Source organism: Methanosarcina sp. MSH10X1, assembly GCF_004099695.1.
Classification (GTDB): domain Archaea; phylum Halobacteriota; class Methanosarcinia; order Methanosarcinales; family Methanosarcinaceae; genus Methanosarcina.
In genome coordinates, this window is record NZ_SCHL01000005.1 from 225,234 (window position 1) to 243,595 (window position 18,362).

General features: G+C 44.1%; 17 protein-coding genes and 2 tRNA genes. 12 read left to right on the forward strand and 7 right to left on the reverse strand.

Features of this window, described 5'->3' with window-relative positions; translation table 11 throughout:
- Positions 1–6: 6 nt before the first annotated feature.
- Positions 7–147 carry a hypothetical protein gene (locus EQO05_RS15465; RefSeq protein ID WP_164888482.1) on the reverse strand — a complete coding sequence of 47 codons (141 nt, stop codon included), beginning with the start codon at positions 145–147 and terminating at the stop codon, positions 7–9.
- Between the two features lie 260 nt (positions 148–407).
- Positions 408–617 carry a molybdopterin-binding protein gene (locus EQO05_RS06570; RefSeq protein WP_128504885.1) on the reverse strand — a complete coding sequence of 70 codons (210 nt, stop codon included), beginning with the start codon at positions 615–617 and terminating at the stop codon, positions 408–410.
- 253 nt (positions 618–870) lie between these two features.
- On the opposite strand from EQO05_RS06570, the gene EQO05_RS06575 reads away from it, so the two are divergent.
- Positions 871–1,410, forward strand: coding sequence for an META domain-containing protein (locus tag EQO05_RS06575; RefSeq protein ID WP_128504887.1), 540 nt, complete (start codon positions 871–873; stop codon positions 1,408–1,410).
- Between the two features lie 163 nt (positions 1,411–1,573).
- Entirely contained in the window at positions 1,574–1,834 is a 261-nt protein-coding gene (locus EQO05_RS06580) for a hypothetical protein (protein WP_128504889.1), read from the forward strand.
- Positions 1,835–1,848: 14 nt separating this feature from the next.
- Here EQO05_RS06580 and EQO05_RS06585 read toward each other — a convergent pair whose 3' ends face one another.
- Positions 1,849–2,070 carry a hypothetical protein gene (locus tag EQO05_RS06585; protein WP_128504891.1) on the reverse strand — a complete coding sequence of 74 codons (222 nt, stop codon included), beginning with the start codon at positions 2,068–2,070 and terminating at the stop codon, positions 1,849–1,851.
- A 586-nt stretch (positions 2,071–2,656) separates the two neighbouring features.
- Here EQO05_RS06585 and EQO05_RS06590 point away from each other — a divergent pair.
- The 3 genes from EQO05_RS06590 to EQO05_RS06600 all read left to right on the forward strand — a co-directional run bounded on the left by EQO05_RS06590 (position 2,657) and on the right by EQO05_RS06600 (position 5,614).
- Entirely contained in the window at positions 2,657–3,439 is a 783-nt protein-coding gene (locus EQO05_RS06590; RefSeq protein ID WP_128504893.1) for a sulfide-dependent adenosine diphosphate thiazole synthase, read from the forward strand.
- 187 nt (positions 3,440–3,626) lie between these two features.
- Positions 3,627–3,699: transfer RNA gene (locus tag EQO05_RS06595), tRNA-His, on the forward strand.
- Positions 3,700–3,904: 205 nt separating this feature from the next.
- The gene (locus EQO05_RS06600; protein WP_128504962.1) at positions 3,905–5,614 is read left to right on the forward strand and encodes a radical SAM protein; all 1,710 of its coding nucleotides are present in this window, start codon (positions 3,905–3,907) and stop codon (positions 5,612–5,614) included.
- Positions 5,615–5,918: 304 nt separating this feature from the next.
- On the opposite strand, the gene EQO05_RS06605 is transcribed toward EQO05_RS06600, so the two are convergent.
- Positions 5,919–6,455, reverse strand: a complete 537-nt coding sequence (locus EQO05_RS06605) for a superoxide dismutase family protein (RefSeq protein WP_128504894.1) — start codon at positions 6,453–6,455, stop codon at positions 5,919–5,921.
- A gap of 416 nt (positions 6,456–6,871) precedes the next feature.
- On the opposite strand from EQO05_RS06605, the gene EQO05_RS15470 reads away from it, so the two are divergent.
- Together EQO05_RS15470 and EQO05_RS06610 are read left to right on the forward strand one after the other, a co-directional pair.
- Positions 6,872–7,021: a hypothetical protein gene (locus EQO05_RS15470; RefSeq protein WP_164888483.1), complete on the forward strand. Its 150-nt coding sequence runs from the start codon at positions 6,872–6,874 to the stop codon at positions 7,019–7,021.
- A gap of 193 nt (positions 7,022–7,214) precedes the next feature.
- Positions 7,215–7,424, forward strand: coding sequence for a hypothetical protein (locus tag EQO05_RS06610; RefSeq protein WP_240664405.1), 210 nt, complete (start codon positions 7,215–7,217; stop codon positions 7,422–7,424).
- Between the two features lie 101 nt (positions 7,425–7,525).
- Here EQO05_RS06610 and EQO05_RS06615 read toward each other — a convergent pair whose 3' ends face one another.
- Together EQO05_RS06615 and EQO05_RS06620 are read right to left on the reverse strand one after the other, a co-directional pair.
- Positions 7,526–7,900 (reverse strand): hypothetical protein, encoded by a 375-nt coding sequence (locus EQO05_RS06615; RefSeq protein WP_128504896.1) that lies wholly within the window; start codon positions 7,898–7,900, stop codon positions 7,526–7,528.
- Between the two features lie 102 nt (positions 7,901–8,002).
- Positions 8,003–9,076 (reverse strand): hypothetical protein, encoded by a 1,074-nt coding sequence (locus EQO05_RS06620; RefSeq protein WP_240664407.1) that lies wholly within the window; start codon positions 9,074–9,076, stop codon positions 8,003–8,005.
- Positions 9,077–10,167: 1,091 nt separating this feature from the next.
- Here EQO05_RS06620 and EQO05_RS06625 point away from each other — a divergent pair.
- From EQO05_RS06625 to EQO05_RS06635, 3 genes are all read left to right on the forward strand, one after another.
- Positions 10,168–13,218, forward strand: a complete 3,051-nt coding sequence (locus EQO05_RS06625; protein ID WP_128504898.1) for a hypothetical protein — start codon at positions 10,168–10,170, stop codon at positions 13,216–13,218.
- A gap of 93 nt (positions 13,219–13,311) precedes the next feature.
- A complete protein-coding gene (locus tag EQO05_RS15475; RefSeq protein ID WP_164888484.1) occupies positions 13,312–14,088 on the forward strand; it encodes a hypothetical protein in 777 nt (258 codons plus the stop codon).
- A gap of 52 nt (positions 14,089–14,140) precedes the next feature.
- On the forward strand, positions 14,141–16,006 hold the full coding sequence (locus EQO05_RS06635) for a PGF-pre-PGF domain-containing protein (protein WP_240664410.1): 1,866 nt from the start codon (positions 14,141–14,143) through the stop codon (positions 16,004–16,006).
- A 297-nt stretch (positions 16,007–16,303) separates the two neighbouring features.
- On the opposite strand, the gene EQO05_RS06640 is transcribed toward EQO05_RS06635, so the two are convergent.
- Positions 16,304–16,375: transfer RNA gene (locus EQO05_RS06640), tRNA-Gly, on the reverse strand.
- A 206-nt stretch (positions 16,376–16,581) separates the two neighbouring features.
- Here EQO05_RS06640 and EQO05_RS06645 point away from each other — a divergent pair.
- Both EQO05_RS06645 and EQO05_RS06650 read left to right on the forward strand, forming a co-directional pair.
- The gene (locus EQO05_RS06645; protein WP_128504901.1) at positions 16,582–17,919 is read left to right on the forward strand and encodes a DHH family phosphoesterase; all 1,338 of its coding nucleotides are present in this window, start codon (positions 16,582–16,584) and stop codon (positions 17,917–17,919) included.
- 90 nt (positions 17,920–18,009) lie between these two features.
- Positions 18,010–18,264, forward strand: a complete 255-nt coding sequence (locus EQO05_RS06650) for a KEOPS complex subunit Pcc1 (RefSeq protein WP_128504903.1) — start codon at positions 18,010–18,012, stop codon at positions 18,262–18,264.
- Positions 18,265–18,362: the final 98 nt, after the last annotated feature.

The following is an 18,362-nucleotide window of genomic DNA, read 5'->3' on the forward strand; positions in this document are numbered from 1 at the left end:
TTGCGGTTACTTCGTTCTCTTTGATTTTGGGTGATGCTCCGGTTCTGGTTCCGGTTCGGGTATAGGCTCAGGCGGAACAACAGGTTGAGGCTCAGGTTCAGGTATAGGTTCAGGCTGGAAAGATGTTTCTTTGTTTTCTTCTGGCAAAACGATTCCCCCTTTGTTAATTAATTAAATTTTAAGGTAATTCTCAGGTTGATCTGAATTTCAAGACATTATCCGGCTTCTCAAAGTTAATCCGGCTCTCTAAATTGCTCTGTTAAGAATTTCTACTGTTAATTCTTTTTATCAGGAAAAACCCAGGAACCTGACCTAAGGTAGTAACAATCCATTATCTGAGATAGTATAACCTGCTTTTATTGTAAGAGCCCGAAGGTTTGCGATTCTGCATATTGAAACCCTATAGGTCAGTCTGAAGCCAGCATTACGCTCGTGGCTTTAATTACCGCGTATACTTCAAACCCTTCTTTCAAATCCAGATTTTCGGCCGAGCTTTTTGTGATAATGGAAGTAATTTCCATACCACCCGGAAGCTCAATTATTACTTCGGAGTTTACCGAGCCGTGTGTTATTTTTTTTACTTTGCCTTTCAGCACGTTGCGTGCGCTTATTTTCATTCTGTCCCCCGTGTACTTGTTTGTTATCAATAAGGTTAGCCTTGTCGGCTATAGAAACATAGGAATCAGGCTTTCTGAACTTAGATAAGGCATTATAAATTCCAGATTTTATTCCGCATTCATTAATTTCACTTACTGCGGTTCAAACTGAAGTTTAAATAATGGATATATCAAAAAACGCATTGGATTGAAAAATTATATCAGAAACATCGATCAAAAACATCAGATAAAGAGCCAGTATGGGAGGGATATAATGAAAACTAAAATAGAAGTCATAATAAGGGATAAGCCCATCAAGCTGATCTTTTTATTTTATATTGCCATAGTCATAAGCGTAATTTTATTTTCGTCAGGTTGTACCGAGCAGGGAGAAAGTTCTTCAGAGCCCGCCGAGCAGCCAGTAGATTCCGGCGGGGTTTCTGCAGGTAATCTAACAAATATCGAATGGCAATGGATAGGTTTCCAGCATTCCGGCAGCCCTGAAAACAAAACTGCAGTGCCTGATCCTGAGAATTATACGCTTGCCTTCTTCCCTGATAACACATATTATATCAAAGCCGACTGCAACGGCGGCAGCGGGAATTATGCCCTGGATGGAAACAATCTCACTTTCGATCCACCTGTAATGACACTCGTTGCGTGCGGGCCTGAATCTATGGACAGCGAATACCTGTCGCTTTTAAGCGATGTAAATTCAGCAACTCTTGAGAATGAACAGCTTATACTCTATTCCGAAAACGCAGGTCAGAGGATGTTCTTTATTAGCGGGGGGCAGACTGAGCAGAAAATTTAACCTGAAACTGGCCTTGCCTTTCCTGCATATGAAGAACTATGAGCTTACTTCTACTGTTAAAAACGTTTCCCGTTAATTTTCAGGGATTAATTTTTAATCTAAATTAATAAAATTATTTGTATAAAAACAAAAGATTATACGATATAGAAGGTCATTTAAATTAATGTCCCTGGACGATGATATAAAATTATCTGTAGTAGCTGTAGCCTGCACGCTAATACTTGCAACCGTACCAGAGAACCTGATTCATGTCCAGCTCGATTTTGCATCGAGATATTCGCCTTTACTGGTTCTTGCGTTTTACATGTTCCTTAAAGATGATGAGAAAAATAATATTCTACCCTGGTATCTTTTGATGATTTATGCAACTGCCGGAGTTTTGATTCTTAAAGTGATTAACTCACTTACCAGTGGTACGATGTAATCCATTATTGAATACTAAATTCTCTCTTTTTCACCACAAGCCTTTTCAAAAAATCCTTGACCGCAAGCCTTTTCAAAAAATCCTTGACCGCAAGCCTTTTCAAAAAATCCTTGACCGCAAGCCTTTTCAAAAAAGGCTTGAGCGAAAACTTTTTCAAAAAATCCTTGACCGCAAGCCTTTTCAAAAAAGGCTTGAGCGAAAACCCCCTCTTGCGGGTGACAACCGGTGCAACGCAAACTTTTTCAAAAAAAGTTTGATCAAAAACGCATGATTTATCTAAACCGGTGTAATCGGAGCGTGATAAACCGGTGCAACGCAAACTTTTTCAAAAAAAGTTTGATCAAAAACTCATGCTTTATCTAGACCAGTGTAACCAGAGCGTGATCGACCGGCGCAACGGTCGCGGCACAACGATCGCAGGACAACGATTTTGATCAAGCAATGCCACGCTTGCGCTCAAGAGGATTTAGGTTCACAGGTTCATTTCCTTAATATGGGAGGGAGATACCATTTTTAATATTGCTTTTTTTGGAAGCCTCAGGGAATAAAATAGTCGTCGTCAGTAGATCTGCCACCAGTAAATCTGTTACTAATGGGTTTATTATTGAGTAGCTCTTCTCAGAACCCTGAATTCGAAGATTTCAGAGTTATTTCTTATTTCTCGATCCTTCCCCCACTTATTCCAACAACTTTAAAAGCAATGCCCATAATGAAAATGTGATTCTTCCCGGCAGATCAGGCTTTACAATTCCCTGATTATTCCTTAAGAAACCGGGCTGATTTTCCGGACTTTTAACCCTATAAGCTTTATGAGAGATTAAAATGGAACTTGACGAAGTTATAATCACACGGGCAATTTTTGATGAGTATTCCAGAACTTTCCTTGATTATACGGATATAGATGTAGCACTCGTAGGAGGAGGGCCTGCGAACCTTGTAGCTGCGAAGTATCTTGCCGAGGCAGGGGCAAAAGTTGCTATTTACGAACAGAAATTGTCGCTAGGAGGCGGCATGTGGGCTGGCGGAATGATGTTTCCGCGAATAGTTGTGCAGGAGGAAGCCTGCCGCATCCTTGACGACTTCGGGATCAGGTACAGGGAGTACCAGCCCGGGTACTATGTGGCAAACTCCGTAGAGTCCGTCGGGAAGCTGATTTCAGGTGCTACTTCAGCCGGGGCTGAGGTCTTCAACCTTGTAAGTTTTGAGGATGTAATGATCCGGGAAAACGACAGGGTTACCGGAATCGTTATTAATTGGGGACCTGTTACGGCGCAGCGCCTGCATGTAGACCCTCTCATGATCCGCACAAAACTCGTAATTGACGGCACAGGGCATGATGCGGTTGTCTGCAATACCATTCTCAGGAAGATTCCCAATGCAAAGATCGGAGAACTTGGCTCGCTTGGAGAAAAGCCCATGTGGTCCGAGGTTGGCGAGCGCCTTGCTGTCGATGCAACCAAGGAGATCTATCCGGGCCTGATTGTTGCGGGCATGGCTGCAAATGCTGCAACATGCGCCCCAAGAATGGGACCGGTCTTTGGAGGCATGCTCCTCTCGGGAGAAAAGGCTGCAAAAATTGCCCTTGAAAAGCTTAATAAACTCTGATACTGACCCTTAATAAACTCTGATACTGACCCGGTTAGTTCTCTTAGCCGGCCCGGTATCTGCGCCTGGGCAGGGAAAATAGGAACCTTCCTTTCCTCTAGAAGGGTTTCCTGCCCTTTCCGGCAAAAACTTTATATAAAAAAACTCCTTCTATAGGTTGCTTCAACTGAAGCTCCAGACCCCTGTGGCCGGGGTAGGGTAGAGGTCCATCCTGTGGCCCTGTGGAGGCTACGACCCGAGTTCGATTCTCGGTCCCGGCCCTATATATTTTTTTTAAATTTTAAATCTCTTAACCTTTAAACAGCTCATTTATTCCTGTGGCAATTTCGATTTCTACTTTCTTTACTTCTCCTATATCTTCGGATACCCCTTATACTGTTTCTAAAACCCGTTTGTCTACCTGTAATTTATATCTGGCTATACTCTATACTTTCGTTTATCAAGCAAATGGAAACAAGAATTGACATGAAAACACTCATTATCGACGGCTATGTGGACGAACCTGCCTGCCTTGGGGTTCCTCCTTACCTTTCTCCTTACCCGCGTTATATAGCAGGTGCTCTCAGGGAACGCGGGCTTTCCGAAAAAGATATTCACTACCTGACCATTGACACCCTGCGAGAAAACCCGCCCGGAGCAGGGGAGCTTGCAGGAAAAGCGGACCTTGTTATCATTATAGCAGGTATGACCGTGCCAGGTAAATATCTTCGGGCTTCCCCAATCACGCCAGGGGAAATCGAGACAATTTTCCGGATTGCACAGGGGGTAAAAGTAATAGGCGGTCCTATCAGGCTTGGTTTCAGCAATGAAGGCGGAAGGGCTGCAAAAGGTACTGAAGGCGGGATAAGTCTCGCAGGTGCATCACTTGCCAGAATGGATCTCGAAGCGTTTGTTTATGATCTTTTTAAGGACAGTATCAGCGGAATCTCTTGTGCGAAACTCAGAGATCCCGAGACTGTAGAGCACCGCTTCAGGACAACAGCCGAAATAGGACGCTGGGGGCCCGGAGGAGCTTTTCTGGTCCGACAGCATCCTGATTTTCCTTACTGTATGTGCGAGCTTGAGACCTACAGGGGCTGCGGCAGAAAAGTTCATTGCTCCTTCTGTACAGAACCTTTTTATGGGGCTTCTGACTACCGGCCCATTGAGGATGTGATCTCCGAGGTATCCTCCCTTTACTCCCACGGAGCCCGTTATTTCAGGATAGGTAGACAGCCTGACCTTTTTTCATATCATGGCATGGATACCGGAGGGCCTGTCCCGAAGCCTGATCCGGTTGCTATCGAAAAGCTCTACAGGGGAATCCGGAACGCAGCTCCGGAACTGTCGGTGCTCCACATGGACAACGCAAATCCGATAACACTCGCAGCCTATCCTGAAGAGTCCGAGCAGATCCTGAAAACGATAATTAAATATCATACGGCAGGAGACGTGGCAGCTTTCGGGATGGAAAGTGCCGACAGGGCAGTTATCAAGGCAAATTTCCTTAAGGCGAATTCTGAGGAGGTTTTTGAGGCGATAAAACTTGTTAACAGGCTTGGAGCTGTTCGAGGAGCAAACGGACTTCCGGAAATTCTTCCGGGTATTAATTTCGTGCATGGGCTCATGGGCGAATCCAGGAAAACTTTCCAGCTTAATTATGATTTTCTGGAGCAGGTGCTCGATTCGGGCTTGCTCCTGCGCAGGATCAATATCCGCCAGGTCATGGCTTTTCCCGGAACCCCAATGTACGGAAAAGACGATGCTGCAAGAAAGCACAAAAAGCTCTTTCTGGACTACAAGGAACGGGTACGGAAAAATATCGACCTTCCGATGCTGCGGCGTGTCGTACCCGAAGGTACCGTACTCAGGGACGTAATGTGCGAGGTACATGAAAAAGGGCTTACTTTTGGAAGGCAGCTTGGCTCATACCCTCTGTTGATAGGTATTCCTGCTCCTTTGCCTTTGCGGAAATTTACCGACGTAACGGTTACAGGGCACGGGATGCGCTCAATTACAGGCATACCTTACCCTCTGCCTATTAACACCGCTTTTCCAAACCTCATCAGGGAACTTCCCGGATTGGGCAGGAAAGCCGCGGATTCGGTAATTGCCGGAGCCCCCTATACTGACAGAACAGATTTTCTTAAGCGGGTAAGCGAAGGAGAGAAATTGATCCGTTTTATTGAAATTTAATATTTTGTTAGAATTTGAATTCTCAGCAGGACTTATGAAACTGACAACTTTAAAAATTATATTAAAAATAGTTATTTTATTTACAGGAAGATTACATTAAAAAAATCTGTGGGTTGAATAAAATAAACCCACTCTACTTTACTATCCTTCCAACTTACTACCTTCTAACTTACTGTCCTGATCACATAACCTTTCTTGTTATTTCTTCAGATCTCTGTGCGGGCGAGGTCAGGGAAATTTATATTCCTGGCCATTGCCTCTTCTCTGCTGCTTGCAAACTTCACATTCTGCGAAAGCAGAGAAATCATTTTTTCTCGATGACCCCACAGACAATCCGCGAGCCACTGTCACCGGCAGGGTCGGTTATCTGGTCGTCAGGCCCGGCATGGATAATCAGCGCAGTACCGTTAGCTGGAAATAGCGTGGTCGGTCCGGGTGACAGGGTGACAAGGTCGGTGGTAACATTCATACATCCCCTTCCATCCTCGCCAACTTTGAGATTCGGCAGGTCACCTGCATGAGGCCCTTCAGGGTTTTTGAGGCCGTGCTCTTTGCCCAGAGGGTTGTAATGCCCGCCAGCAGAAGTAAAAGTTGGCCCGGCGCAATCCCCTTTCTCATGGATATGAATGCCATGCAGGCCCGGTGTCAGGCCTTTAACGTTGACGTTTATGCGGACCAGCCCATTACATTCCTCGGTAAAGGTGGCCAGGCCCACAGTATTGCCTTTTGCGTCCTTCATAACAGCGTTGGCGCTGCTTTTGGTATTTTCGCCTGCATAAACCGTAGTTGCAGATATCAGCATCGCCGAGATGCTGATTATTAATATCAATCCGGCTTTCATCAATTTGTTCCCCCAAAGTCACAATCCTTATGTAAAAGAAGCTTGCCTGTCAAATTCACGGATGGAATGGCTCTCTGTCTCCTGTAGCAGGTCTGTGGAATGCCCCATTTCCTTTCCAGCTACTCGCATATGCGCCTGCTTTTATCCCGATACCAGTCTAATGCCTGTAGTCGTGATAATATACCGTCTGCATGCCGGAAGGCGGCAATTCGAGAATTTCGGTTAAGCACACGCCTAAGTGAAATAAACTCCGATATACTATAAAATGATTATTATAAAACTATGATTATATTCAGCTTATTTACACATGTAACGGTAATGTATTAAAACCATATCTCTGCCTATTTTCATGAACCTGATGACTCAATTTGGTATAATTATTCAGAAACCGAGCACCGGTTACCGTAGGAAAGGGTATGCTTTACGCTACCATAGCCGGGCTTGCAAGTCGCATGAAGGACGAAACGGATAATAAAACAAGGGGCGAAGAAGGCGTTAAAACTTTTATAAAATCCTTTCTTTCGACCATCTGGAGTATGACTACGGGTTTCATGGCTTTAGAGTAACCGCCAGACCTCCGAATTCAATCCACATCCTCTACCATCAGACCCCTATAAGTGACCCGACGAGGTCAGGAGGGGTTCTATACTCACGTTTTTCCTGAATCTTCAGATCTTCATTCCGATAAACACTTATTTATCCAATCGAGAATCATTTTTACTCGGGGTTTTCGGAGGGGATTCTTTGAGGGGAATTTTGTTGAGCAAAAGCACGGAAAATTTATACAGAGTTAAAATTGCTCTTCAGCTCAGTTTCATTGTCTGGGTCATGCTCATAATCTTCATGTTCTATGCTACGTTTGAGGCAACAATCCGAATGTACGGCACTTTTTTGTTACTATTCATGGTAGTTATTTTCACTCCCTTCCTGCCGGACGGGGCAGGTTACGAGGAAGGAAAACCTGAGTAGTTGCAGGATAGAAAGTAAATCGGAATTTTTTCCTTTGATGCAGTAGCCATTAAAGATAGTTCTCAGAGTTTTACTTTTTTATAGAAATTCTCTCTATTATCTCAGCCGCAAAGAGGTACAGTCCTGCTGTGGCTGAGAGAACTAAAATTACCTGTACTGGCAAGGCTTGAAACCAGCAGGTGCTGCAAAAAGACTAGCGGTAAAACGAGAGCCAGGGCTACGATCAGCACGGTGCCGGTAGAAAATATCGATGGGCTGCTCCTGAAGAAGGGCTTTCTGCTTCGGATTACCAGGACTATAGAAGATGCCGAAATAAATGCCTGCATAAACCAGCCTGACCTGAATTCTTTCGTGCTTTCCGGCAGAAAAAAGCGAAACCTGAAAGTCAAATAATCGGGTACCTGACTGATGAGGCAAAAGAATATTGTGAACTTGCGGATGAAACTTTCATTATAGCTTTCGGGCCCTTCAACCATCTTCGGTCCACGTTAACCGTAGCTACGATCATTTACGGTTTTCTTGATATTCTTTGTTCTCTCCTTTTCGTCTTCTAACGATCACTTTATTGCCTGCCTTTCTTACGCCCCCGCAACCCTGAGGATCGCAGCAAGTTCTTTTCCCTCACTTCCAATGGTTGAGAGTTCACTGGAGATTTCCGACTTCTCAAGGTATTTCTCAGTCCTGAACCCTCCGGGCTCTTCAATTTTTATTGTAATTTCTCCTTCGGTATATCCTCTTTGAAGGCATTCCGTTACCAGTTCTCCATATATTGAAGCGATGAGCTTCAGGCAGTCAAAGATTTTATTCTCCTCGATTGCATTTTTCCCGTCAATTGTTATACGCCTGAGCCTTTCCGACCCCACGGACTCCGTGAAGAACTCTTTTAGCTTTACTATGAATGCATCGACCGAGTCTTTATTTAAGGCAGCGGCCAGCTCCGGATCTCCTGTAAGCTCGTAGTCCCTGTGGATAATGAGAAAAGCCTTATCATCCGATGAGATAATGAACCTGTTTTCCGGATCCCTGTCTTCGAGTACAGCTCGCAGGTTATCTCCCTCATACTCAATATTCGTTATATGGAAATCGGATACATCGACGCTCTTTACCTTTTTCTCCCTGGACAGGATTCCGCTCTTTGACCAGACCGGCAAAGACAGGTTTTGCAGATCTTTTACCTTCCGGGTGTCCTGTGTAAAAAGAAGTTCGAACTCATACTGCATGGTGTCAATGAAACCGACATGTTTTCCCCTCAGTATCCTGTCCTCTATGTAAGCATAATATGTATTTTGAGCTCCGTAGACACTGCCTTCATAAAACGGACCGAGCGTTGAGAGTATTCTTGTATAAAGCTGCTGCGTTTCCATAAGGTCCAGTTTATTCTCCCTGTCGAGCTCTGCGAGTTTTTCGTTTTTCTTTGCCAGCGCCACATTTGAGGAGGTCTCAAGGGTTCTTTCCCTGACCTCAAGAATCTCAACTGCATTTACTCCGACTGTGCGGCTTTCAATGTAATCCCTGATATCTTTCTCAAACCTTTCGACTTCCTGAATCTGTTTTTCGAAAATTGAAAGCTTTTGTCGGTTCTCGTTTTTTATTGCAATAGCAGATTTTTCCAGAGGTATTACTTCCTTTGAAATCCTTATAAAATCCTGCAAGTCCTGAATAAAATCTCTCTGGACAGGAAAATCCGTAGAATCCTGAAAAGTGTACCGAATCTTAAGCCCCCCATGCCTTCCGTGCAAAAATCGTTTTTATTTATATTATGCTTTTTCCGGACTTTAAGCTTGTGAGTTTAAATTTTGAAAGGTTTAGTGCAGCTTCTCTAGTTCACAAGTTTAAAGGCCACAGAAACAAAGGCCATAGAAACCACTATCATAGTGAGACCCATGTTTCGTAGATCCTTTATCTATAACTCAGACTCATATTTTGTAGATCCTTAACTCTAACTGTACACTCTCTGGAAACCACACGAACTATAGAATTTTGCATCCTCAACCTGATTTTTTAAAACCCTTGCCTTCTTATCCCTTTATAAAGCTGGCGAAAATATCGGCTTTTCGAACTTTAACAGTATAAATAATTTCTATGAAAAACTTTCGAATACTCTTTTAATAATGTCCAAAAACTGTATAAATTTAATTATTCTATTCTGTCAGAAAGATTTATATCAGTTACTGTGCAATCTTAGCTATATTATCGCCATATGATAATATACGGAGATATGTGCCCTGAATTAAGATCAAATGCTTACAGCAGGTGAAATTTTGGCTTAAAATAAATTTACGCCTTGCGATGACAGGTACATACCTCATGTTCAGGGCTGATGCCCAGCACTGACGACAAAACGGGATTAATTAATTGTCTCCCTGATCACAAGCAAAAGCCTGTAAGGCTGCCACTTGCCGCATCAGGATTAATGTTACCCCACTTCTACCAAAAACGATTACGGAGAAGCGTTGGGTGTCTTGTCAACCGAACAGGTAGAAACGAACAATACTAATTTATCATACAGAGGGGGTTGGGTTGAGAAAATAGGGGTAAACTATAAGCTGCAATTGCCAAACAGCCTTAATTTATTTTGTACTTGAGTCTCCCACTAACTCAATTTTAATATACTGTTTGGTGAAGATGTTTTAATAGCTAAGATCTGCTATATCTTTCAACTTAAAAATTTTATTTAAAAATAAATAATATTCAATGTTTAATCTGGAACAACATGGATATTTGCGGAATCTAGGTGTAAAATATGAAACAAAAATTGATACTATTTAGTGCACTGCTAATTATATCTCTTTTAATAGGGGCAGCAAGTGCAGCTGAAAGTGACACAGAGGTTAATGTCACATACAGTGAAACCGATGTATTACCGGGAGATATTGTAAATATCGCCGTCGATTTTAATACATCTGTTAATCACACCACTATATCGATCGCTAACAGCACCAGTCTTTTAGTGAATAATGATACAATGAACCCACTGGATGGTGAGGATAACTCCTTTGATTATAACTATACCATTCCAATGGACATAATAAGTGGTCCTCTGGCTGTAGACATCGATGCATTCGATGAAAATAATAGTCTGCTGCTGAACGGTGAACCTGCACAGGACAGTAGTGCATTTGAGTTTGGTATTGGTGACTACTTAAGCATTGAAATCACAAAAAATGTAACCGGTCCTTTTATTCCGGGAAAAACTGTGAATATCACCGCCAATTTCAGTAAGCCTGTTGATCACGCCAATATATCGATTGCTGACAGTGGTTTACCCAAAGCCAGTAATGCAAACATGGTAGGCACTAGTCCGGTGACTGATGCTGAGATGGATCCAATAAGTGACGATGGTAAACTCTTTGGTTATGACTATCCGATTCCTCAGGATGTAAGTGGTCCTTTGGACATAGGCGTCTCTGGCTTTGACGATCTCGGAAATTTGCTGGGTGACGAATCCTTCCCTGGCGAAATTGATTTTGATCCGAGCTTTGACTACCAGAGTCCACAATTTACACTGGTTAAACCAGAGTCAAATTTCGCCAATAAGAGCTGTGTGAAGTTCAATTTCAGCGCTTCCGATGACAGTTCTAAGAATATTGCCTACGCTTTGGAGCTCAATGGTGTCCAGAAAGCTAACGGGGTTATGACATCCGGCTCATATAAACAACTTGAGCTTGATCTGGCTGACGGCCAATATACATGGGAAGTCAAACTGAGGGACGAACAAGGAAACACAGGTGGGAGTGGTCTCACAACTCTGTATGTGGACACAAAATGCCCAAGTGTAAAACTTGTTTCTCCTGCAGACTGCTACAAAGAGGTAATCGGTCCTGAAACTAAATTCAACTTCATCTGTGAAGATGCTTTAGCTACTCAATATAAAGATGATCTTAGCCTCAAATACACACTGTTCATAGATGGAAAACCTGCCGGAGAATATGATCAAATTCCTGGCTATATTCCTGGATATGACTATGAGGATGGTTCTGGAGAAATTCCCTGGAATGAAGTATTCCCAGATGGTATTTCCTGGGAGGAATTATTCCCTGGTATGCCCTGGGAGGAAATAATATTCCCTGGTATTCCTGAGAGTGGTATTCCTGAGAGTGGTATTCCTGAGAGCGGTATTCCTGAAGACTTTTTGGATGATCTGTTCCCAGAAGATGTAATTTCCGGGGATGCTGGGTCTGGAGAGTCAGTAATCAAGGAGATTGAGCTTGCAGATGGCGCTCACAACTGGTCGGTTGAAGTTGAGGACGGAGCCGGAAACAAAGCTAAAAGCGAAGTCAGGAAATTCTATGTAAGCCTTGATGGACTTGCAGTTACTCTCTTGACTCCTGATGGAGGATTCGTTACTTCAAATCCGACCTTTAAATTCGAGGTTGATGGGAAGAATGGAGAAGGGACAGGACTGCCTTTCCACTACAAGCTTCTTATTAACAACACACAGGTAGATGCAAACTGCGACGGTAAACCAGATAATACGGTTTGTTGTGAAGGAGGAGCTTGCGACGAGTGCGATTTCCTTGTTGGTGAAGACAACTATTCAGTAAAAGCGTCTGTGAAAGACGGGCAGCAGGTATCCTGGACGGTACTTATTACTGACTGTACAAGCGGCAGAACTTACCAGCCTGATGTGAAGTATTTCTCTGTTGACAGCAAGTGCCCGGCTGCTGTGGCAAACCTGAAGGTTGAAGATGCATTTGGTCTTACTGATTGGATCTCTGTGAGAGATAATCCTGGCCTGATGGTTAGCTGGAATGCAAGTACAGAAACAGATCTTGACTCCGACGAGCCATATGAAGTCTATATCAGCACATCTAAGCCAAACTGCATTGAGGATATGAAAAAGGTAATCATAGACGGGTCAGAGACTCACACAGATGGTACAGACACTCCAAATCAGAAATTAGAGAGTTCAGCAGATAAGAGTGTGTGGGATCTATGTATTGAAGCAGTCGAAGGAAAGGACCTGGTCTACGGAAAGGACTACTGGGTAGTTGTTGTTTCTCGCGATGAGGCTGGCAACTATAACCCTGCCTTTGCCATGTGCGGTCCTGTACAGACATATGAAGATATGAGTATCACGCTCGAACAGGGCTGGAACCTCAAGTCCGTGTCTAAGAAACTTGTTGATTCGAAGTCATGTCCTGAAGATGTCTTTGGCAATGGCAGCACAGTCCTCTACTGGGATGGTTCATGCTGGCAGTTCCCCAAGACCATTGAACCGTGCAAAGGTTACTGGGTCTACGCTAAAGAGCCTCTCATGACCAATGTCAAGTTCAAGGGAATGTCTTCTGAAGGCGCTAACCCTGATGTGCCAGCTTCTCTGACTCTGACTCGTGGATGGCACATGATAGGGCACACCTCTTCATACTTCGCACCCTGGTCAACAGCTCTGGCTTCGCTTAACGAATTCAATACCGATGATGCTAAAAACTACAAGTTTTCCAACCTCATCACTTATCAAAATAATGAGGGTTGGGGCGGCATAATCCCCGGTATAGTCGTTGAAAACGGAGTTGCCAAGTACATTGGTGAATCTGACCCCAGGGCAGTTGGAGCACTTGAAACCGATAACTGTATGGTTCCCGGACAGGGCTACTGGATCTTCATGAAAAATGAAGGTACCTACGCATCTATCGAAAACTCATACAAACCGAATGTAGGCCAGGATCCTGGAGAGGGCGGCTTTAATCCGTTTGATCCATCTACCTGGCCAGAAGGCTTTGACCTGAATGATTCGTCTACGTGGCCAGAAGGCTTTAATATGACGGACCCATCCACATGGGGATTCCTCTAAGTGGGTGTAATTTCAGAACAACTGACTGTTCAGCCTTTTCAGGCTGAATGGTTTTTTTCTTTTTGTTGTCCGCGTAATAATTGGAGGTCTATAATGGTTAAAAAATTAAAAAATGGCCTGTCAGGAGTATCCATAATGCTACTGTTTTTCCTGGTTTTTTCCCAGGGGTGTATGGCAGCAGCGGATGTTCCTCCCTCCCCCCCGATGCTTCCGATGACAGTAACAGGGGTAGCTCTCATTAACGGCACGCCTGCTCCCGACGGGACTGTCGTTGCAGCTTATCTTAATGAAAAGGAATATCTTGCAGATACTTCCTCTGGAAATTACTCCCTCTTTATTCCTGGTACTGCTGACGATGTAGGAAAACCGGTTACTTTTAAGGTGGACGGAAAAGCTGCTTCAAGCAGTGTTGCCTGGGAATCCGGCGGTATGGTTACCCTCGAACTGCCTGATGGTAAGGTGATTTATCCCGAGATTGTTAAAAGTAATTTAAATACCGATTCAAATACCAATTCAAACGGTAATTCAGATACCAATTCAAATACCAATTCGAATACCAATTCAAACGGTAATTCAAATACCAATTCAAACTTAAAAACAGGTTCAGAACCTTTGACAGAAAATAAAGAACAGGGAGTCTCAGCAGAAGGTTCCAATGCTGACGTCATTGAAAGTTCAGTCCTTGAGCCAAATATGACAGCTTTGAAAAATACGAGCGCAAACTCCGAAGATAAACAGGCAGCAGAATCTTCCGAAAGTTCCCTTACACCAGAAAGTGCTCCAGGTTTCCTTATTGTCTATGCGGTTGCAGGCATACTTCTGCTCGCTTTTGGATCCGATTTCGGGAGGGGATCCAGAAAGAATCCCTGAAGGACTTTTTCAAAAAAAGTTTGCATAATTTATAACAAAATTTCAAGGTGACATGATGACGATCAAGGACAAAAAGTTAAAAGTTTTATCATGCCTGGTTATTCTGCTACTGGGCATGTCCCTTGTTCCGGCTGCATCTGCCAATAGCGCTTCCTCTACTATTCCTTCTATCCCCAACGCGTTTGGAGGAAATCTGAAAGGAGATGCTGCAAATGCAGGTTCCGGACTTATAATCTCTGCGTATATGGATTCAAAGCTCGTTGGCTCGAACACTCTTGACGGAGATGGAAAGTACCAGGTAGCAGTTGACGGTACGGAGCAAGATAACGGAAAAGCGATAACCTTTAAGCTGGCAGGTGTTCCATCACAACCGGTTTCAGTGACCTACAAGCATGGAGCTGCGCCAGTGGAAGTTGACCTGACTTTCTATGGAGACTTTGTACCCCCGATTATAGAAAGTTTATCTACATCCCCCAAATTCATCCTGAATGACGGAAAGGATTTTTCAGCCGTCAGGGCGAAGGTTGTAGGTCAGCCCTCCGGAGCACCATCAGTGACTATCGACCTTACCCCCATAGGACAGGGCGTTACCTCACTGAAATTAGGGGATGGAGGTCTCTATTCCTGTGATATAAAGAGTACTGTACCAGGAAAGTTCAAATTCGTATTTACGGCTGCGAACCCCTCGGGAAGCAGTGTTATGGATGCTGAAAGCATTTCTATCACCATACTGAGTGATAGTCAACTCGCATCAGAGCTGGGAGGCGCTGATGGTGTCTTCTCTCCTGAGGAAATTAAGAATCTCGTAAGTAATAACGATGTGTCCAGCGGGATTAAGTATAAAGTTCTGAGTGCATATTTTGCCGATGCTTTATATAATGCCCCGGCTTCTGCATACAGTGCGGGAAGGACCCTCCCTTCGCCGGTCATTCCCGGTCAGGAGTTCCAGGTAAAAGTCAATGCTAAGTACGATGCTGCAGGTCAGATCCTTGAGAAGCTTCCTGCCGGCTTTACATTTGTTAGATCTACCCTGCCGGAAAAAGCTGTAAATGTAAACGGCGATGAGGTTTCTTTCCTGCTCATGGGTGAAACAAGCTTTAGTTACACCCTGAAAGCTCCGACATCAGCCGGTGATTATAAAATTACGGGGCTTTTAAGAGATATCAACAAAGCTGAGTCCTCTGTCACTCCTGCCGATTGCTCCATTAGTGTTAAGCAACCTCCCAATGGAGGAGGCGGTTCAGGCGGTTCAGGCGGTTCAGGTGGCGGTGGAGCAGGTGCTTCCCAGGAGCCCCAGAGCAATGTTGAGGCTAAAGAGCTGTCCCAGAAATCCGTTACCGCGGGCAAGCACATAAAGTTCGATTTCCCAAAAGGTGCAACATGCATAAGATACGTGGAATTCGATTCCAAGAAGACCCTTGGAAAAGTTACTACTATTGCCGAAATGCTGAAGGGTCAGTCCAAGCTGGTTTCCAGCCTGCCTGAAGGTAAGGTCTATAAGAATGTTAACATCTGGGTAGGTTCAGGAGGAATCGCAAACTCCAATAATCTCGAAAATGCTGTTATCGGCTTCAGAGTCGAGAAGGCATGGCTCGAGGAATGCGGAGCTGATGAATCCTCTCTGGCTCTCTGGAACTACAATAAGACCTGGAGCAGGCTTGAAACCAAAAAGGTTGGCGAAGACAGCACTTATGTCTTCTTCGATGCCAAGACTCCTGGCTTCGGCTGCTTCACAATTGTAGTGCCCGGTGAGAAGATAGAAATAGAACCTATCGAAGATACCAACTCTCCCACCTCTGAGAATGACACAAATACTGCTGAGGATCAAGAGAAGCCCTCTAAGTCGAGAATTCCAGGCTTTGAGTCTACAATAGCCGTCGGAGTCCTTGGAGCTGTGTATCTTCTGAGAAGGAAGTAAAAAGTATCGAACTAGAACCAAATTTCAATTAAAGCAGCCTTAAAGCTGCTTTTCTTCCTTTTCTACCTGCTTTTTTATCCTGCTCTTCAGCAATCTCCAGTTTTTTCAAATACATCTCCTCTGGAATATTCATAATTGAAGTGACAATCGAAAATAAGAAAAACTTAGAATAGATATATTCATCCAAAATTTTAAAATTAGTTTATTCAGGTATAGAAAATAGTTTCTTCTACCTAAAAATCGCCCTCTTGAGCAAAGCGAAAAGGGCCCCGTGCTCCCGACGCGGAATTCGGGTTATACATCAGCCGGGATTCGAACCCGGGTTCGAGCGTTGGCAACGCCCGGTGATGACCGCTACACTACTGATGTTCGAAGTTTACAGGACGTCCTGCCGCTTTTTTAGAGTATATATTTTTTCGTTAATTAAGTTGACCCCTGATAGAATTTCGGGGCATGTGTTTTATATTATCAAGCCGGTATAGTCTGACATCCCTTATGTTCCTGGCGGCATGTATTAATTTAATGTTTTAATTCGGGCTTTTTACTTTATTATTGAATTTTTTGAGTGATGGATTTTGAGCGAGCTTGAGAAACTGATAAATCTTGCAAAGAATGCAGCCGAAAAAATCCGGAAATACCGATTTGCACGTGTAGTCTCACACAATGATGCCGATGGGCTGACTTCAGCCGGAATAATGGCACAGGCCCTGCTCCGGGCAGGCATCTGTTTCCAGGTTTCTATAGCTGGAAGGCTGGATGAAGCTGTGATTGAGGAAGTGAACCGAAGCGTTTCAGGAGAAGAACTTGTTATTTTCTGTGATATGGGCAGCGGGCAGCCTGAACTTATAGGTAAGGTGGCAGCCGACGTTATAGTGCTTGACCACCACAAACCTGTAGGAGAATCTCCGGCAAAGGCAGTTGTAAACGCCCATATGGCAGGAATCGATGGAGCCACTGACATCTCGGCTTCCGGGACCTGCTATCTTGTAGCCAGAGAACTGGCAGCAGATAACATTGACCTGGCAGGGCTGGCAATTGCAGGTGCAATCGGGGACAAACAGCTTTTTCATACCGCCAATGCCTTCATTCTGGAAGAGGCTTTAAAAGCAGGAGTCGTATCTATCCGGAAAGGGCTCAAAGTAGGTGACGGAGATCTTATAGATATGCTTGCGTACACTACCGAACCTTTCCTGGACATAACCGGATACCCTGAAAAAACTAAAGAATTTCTGGACCAGTTAGGGCTTGCAGGAAAGATAGAGGACCTTTCCGAGGAAGATGTCTCGAAGCTTGCCAATGCTGTCACCCTGAAGCTTGTCAGGCAGGCAAGCCCGGAAGCTATTGAAGCAGTAATAGGAGAAGTTTTACTCCTGAACCGGGAACTTGTAAGAAATGTTTACGATTTCATCTCAATTCTTAACACATGCGGAAAGCAGAAAATCTATGGGCTCGCTATTTCTCTCTGCCTGAAAGACCGGGAGATTGTCAATGAGGCTCTCTCTTTTAAAAATGAACATAAGAAAAAACTCGCACTGGATATCAGGGAAAATGTGGAAAAAATCCGCAAAGGGGAGAATGTCTGGTACGTTGCTACAGTTGACGCCCTTTCTACCGGCAGCCTTGCAAGCACGGTTGTACGCTACCTTCACCCTGAACTTCCCTTTATATGCATAAACGAATCCGAAGGTATTCTCAAAGTCTCTGCAAGAGGCACCCGCGAACTTGTCTCAAAGGGTCTTGACCTTGCTTTCGCCCTGAGGGAAGCCGCAGGCGCAGTCGGCGGAAGCGGAGGCGGACACAATGTAGCTTCCGGGGCTGCAATCCCGCTCGGAAGTGCAGAGGAATTCCTGAGCATTGCAGACCGAATAATAGGTGACCAGCTCCAAAAGCCCGGAAAAGGAAAATCAAGATAAATTGTAGCAAGATAAAATCATAAGAACGCCACGGAATAAAAAGCCGGAAGCGGTGAAGATAAACAGTTGACAAAATGATGAGGAACGCTTATGAAAATTACAGGTACGATAGAATTTCCGGATCCCGAATCAAGGCGGTGTGCTGCGAAAATTCTGCAAGCTCTTTCACCGGATAATCTCAGGAGCATGGAAAGTGAGATTAGTGATGAGAGGGTAGCTGTCCGGTTTCATGCCGAGAAAATAGGTTCCCTGCTGGCGACAGTTGACGATTTTCTTATGAACGTTAAAATCGGGGAAGGAGTCGAGCAGGTGCTGGAAAAGGGAGAACACGTACGGAAGAGCTAAGTTTATCTCCCAGCTCATCTTTTTCCCTTTTGTTCTCCCTTTATTTCTTCCTTATTCTTTCGTTTTTTCCATTTCTTGCTTTATTCTCTTTTCTTCAT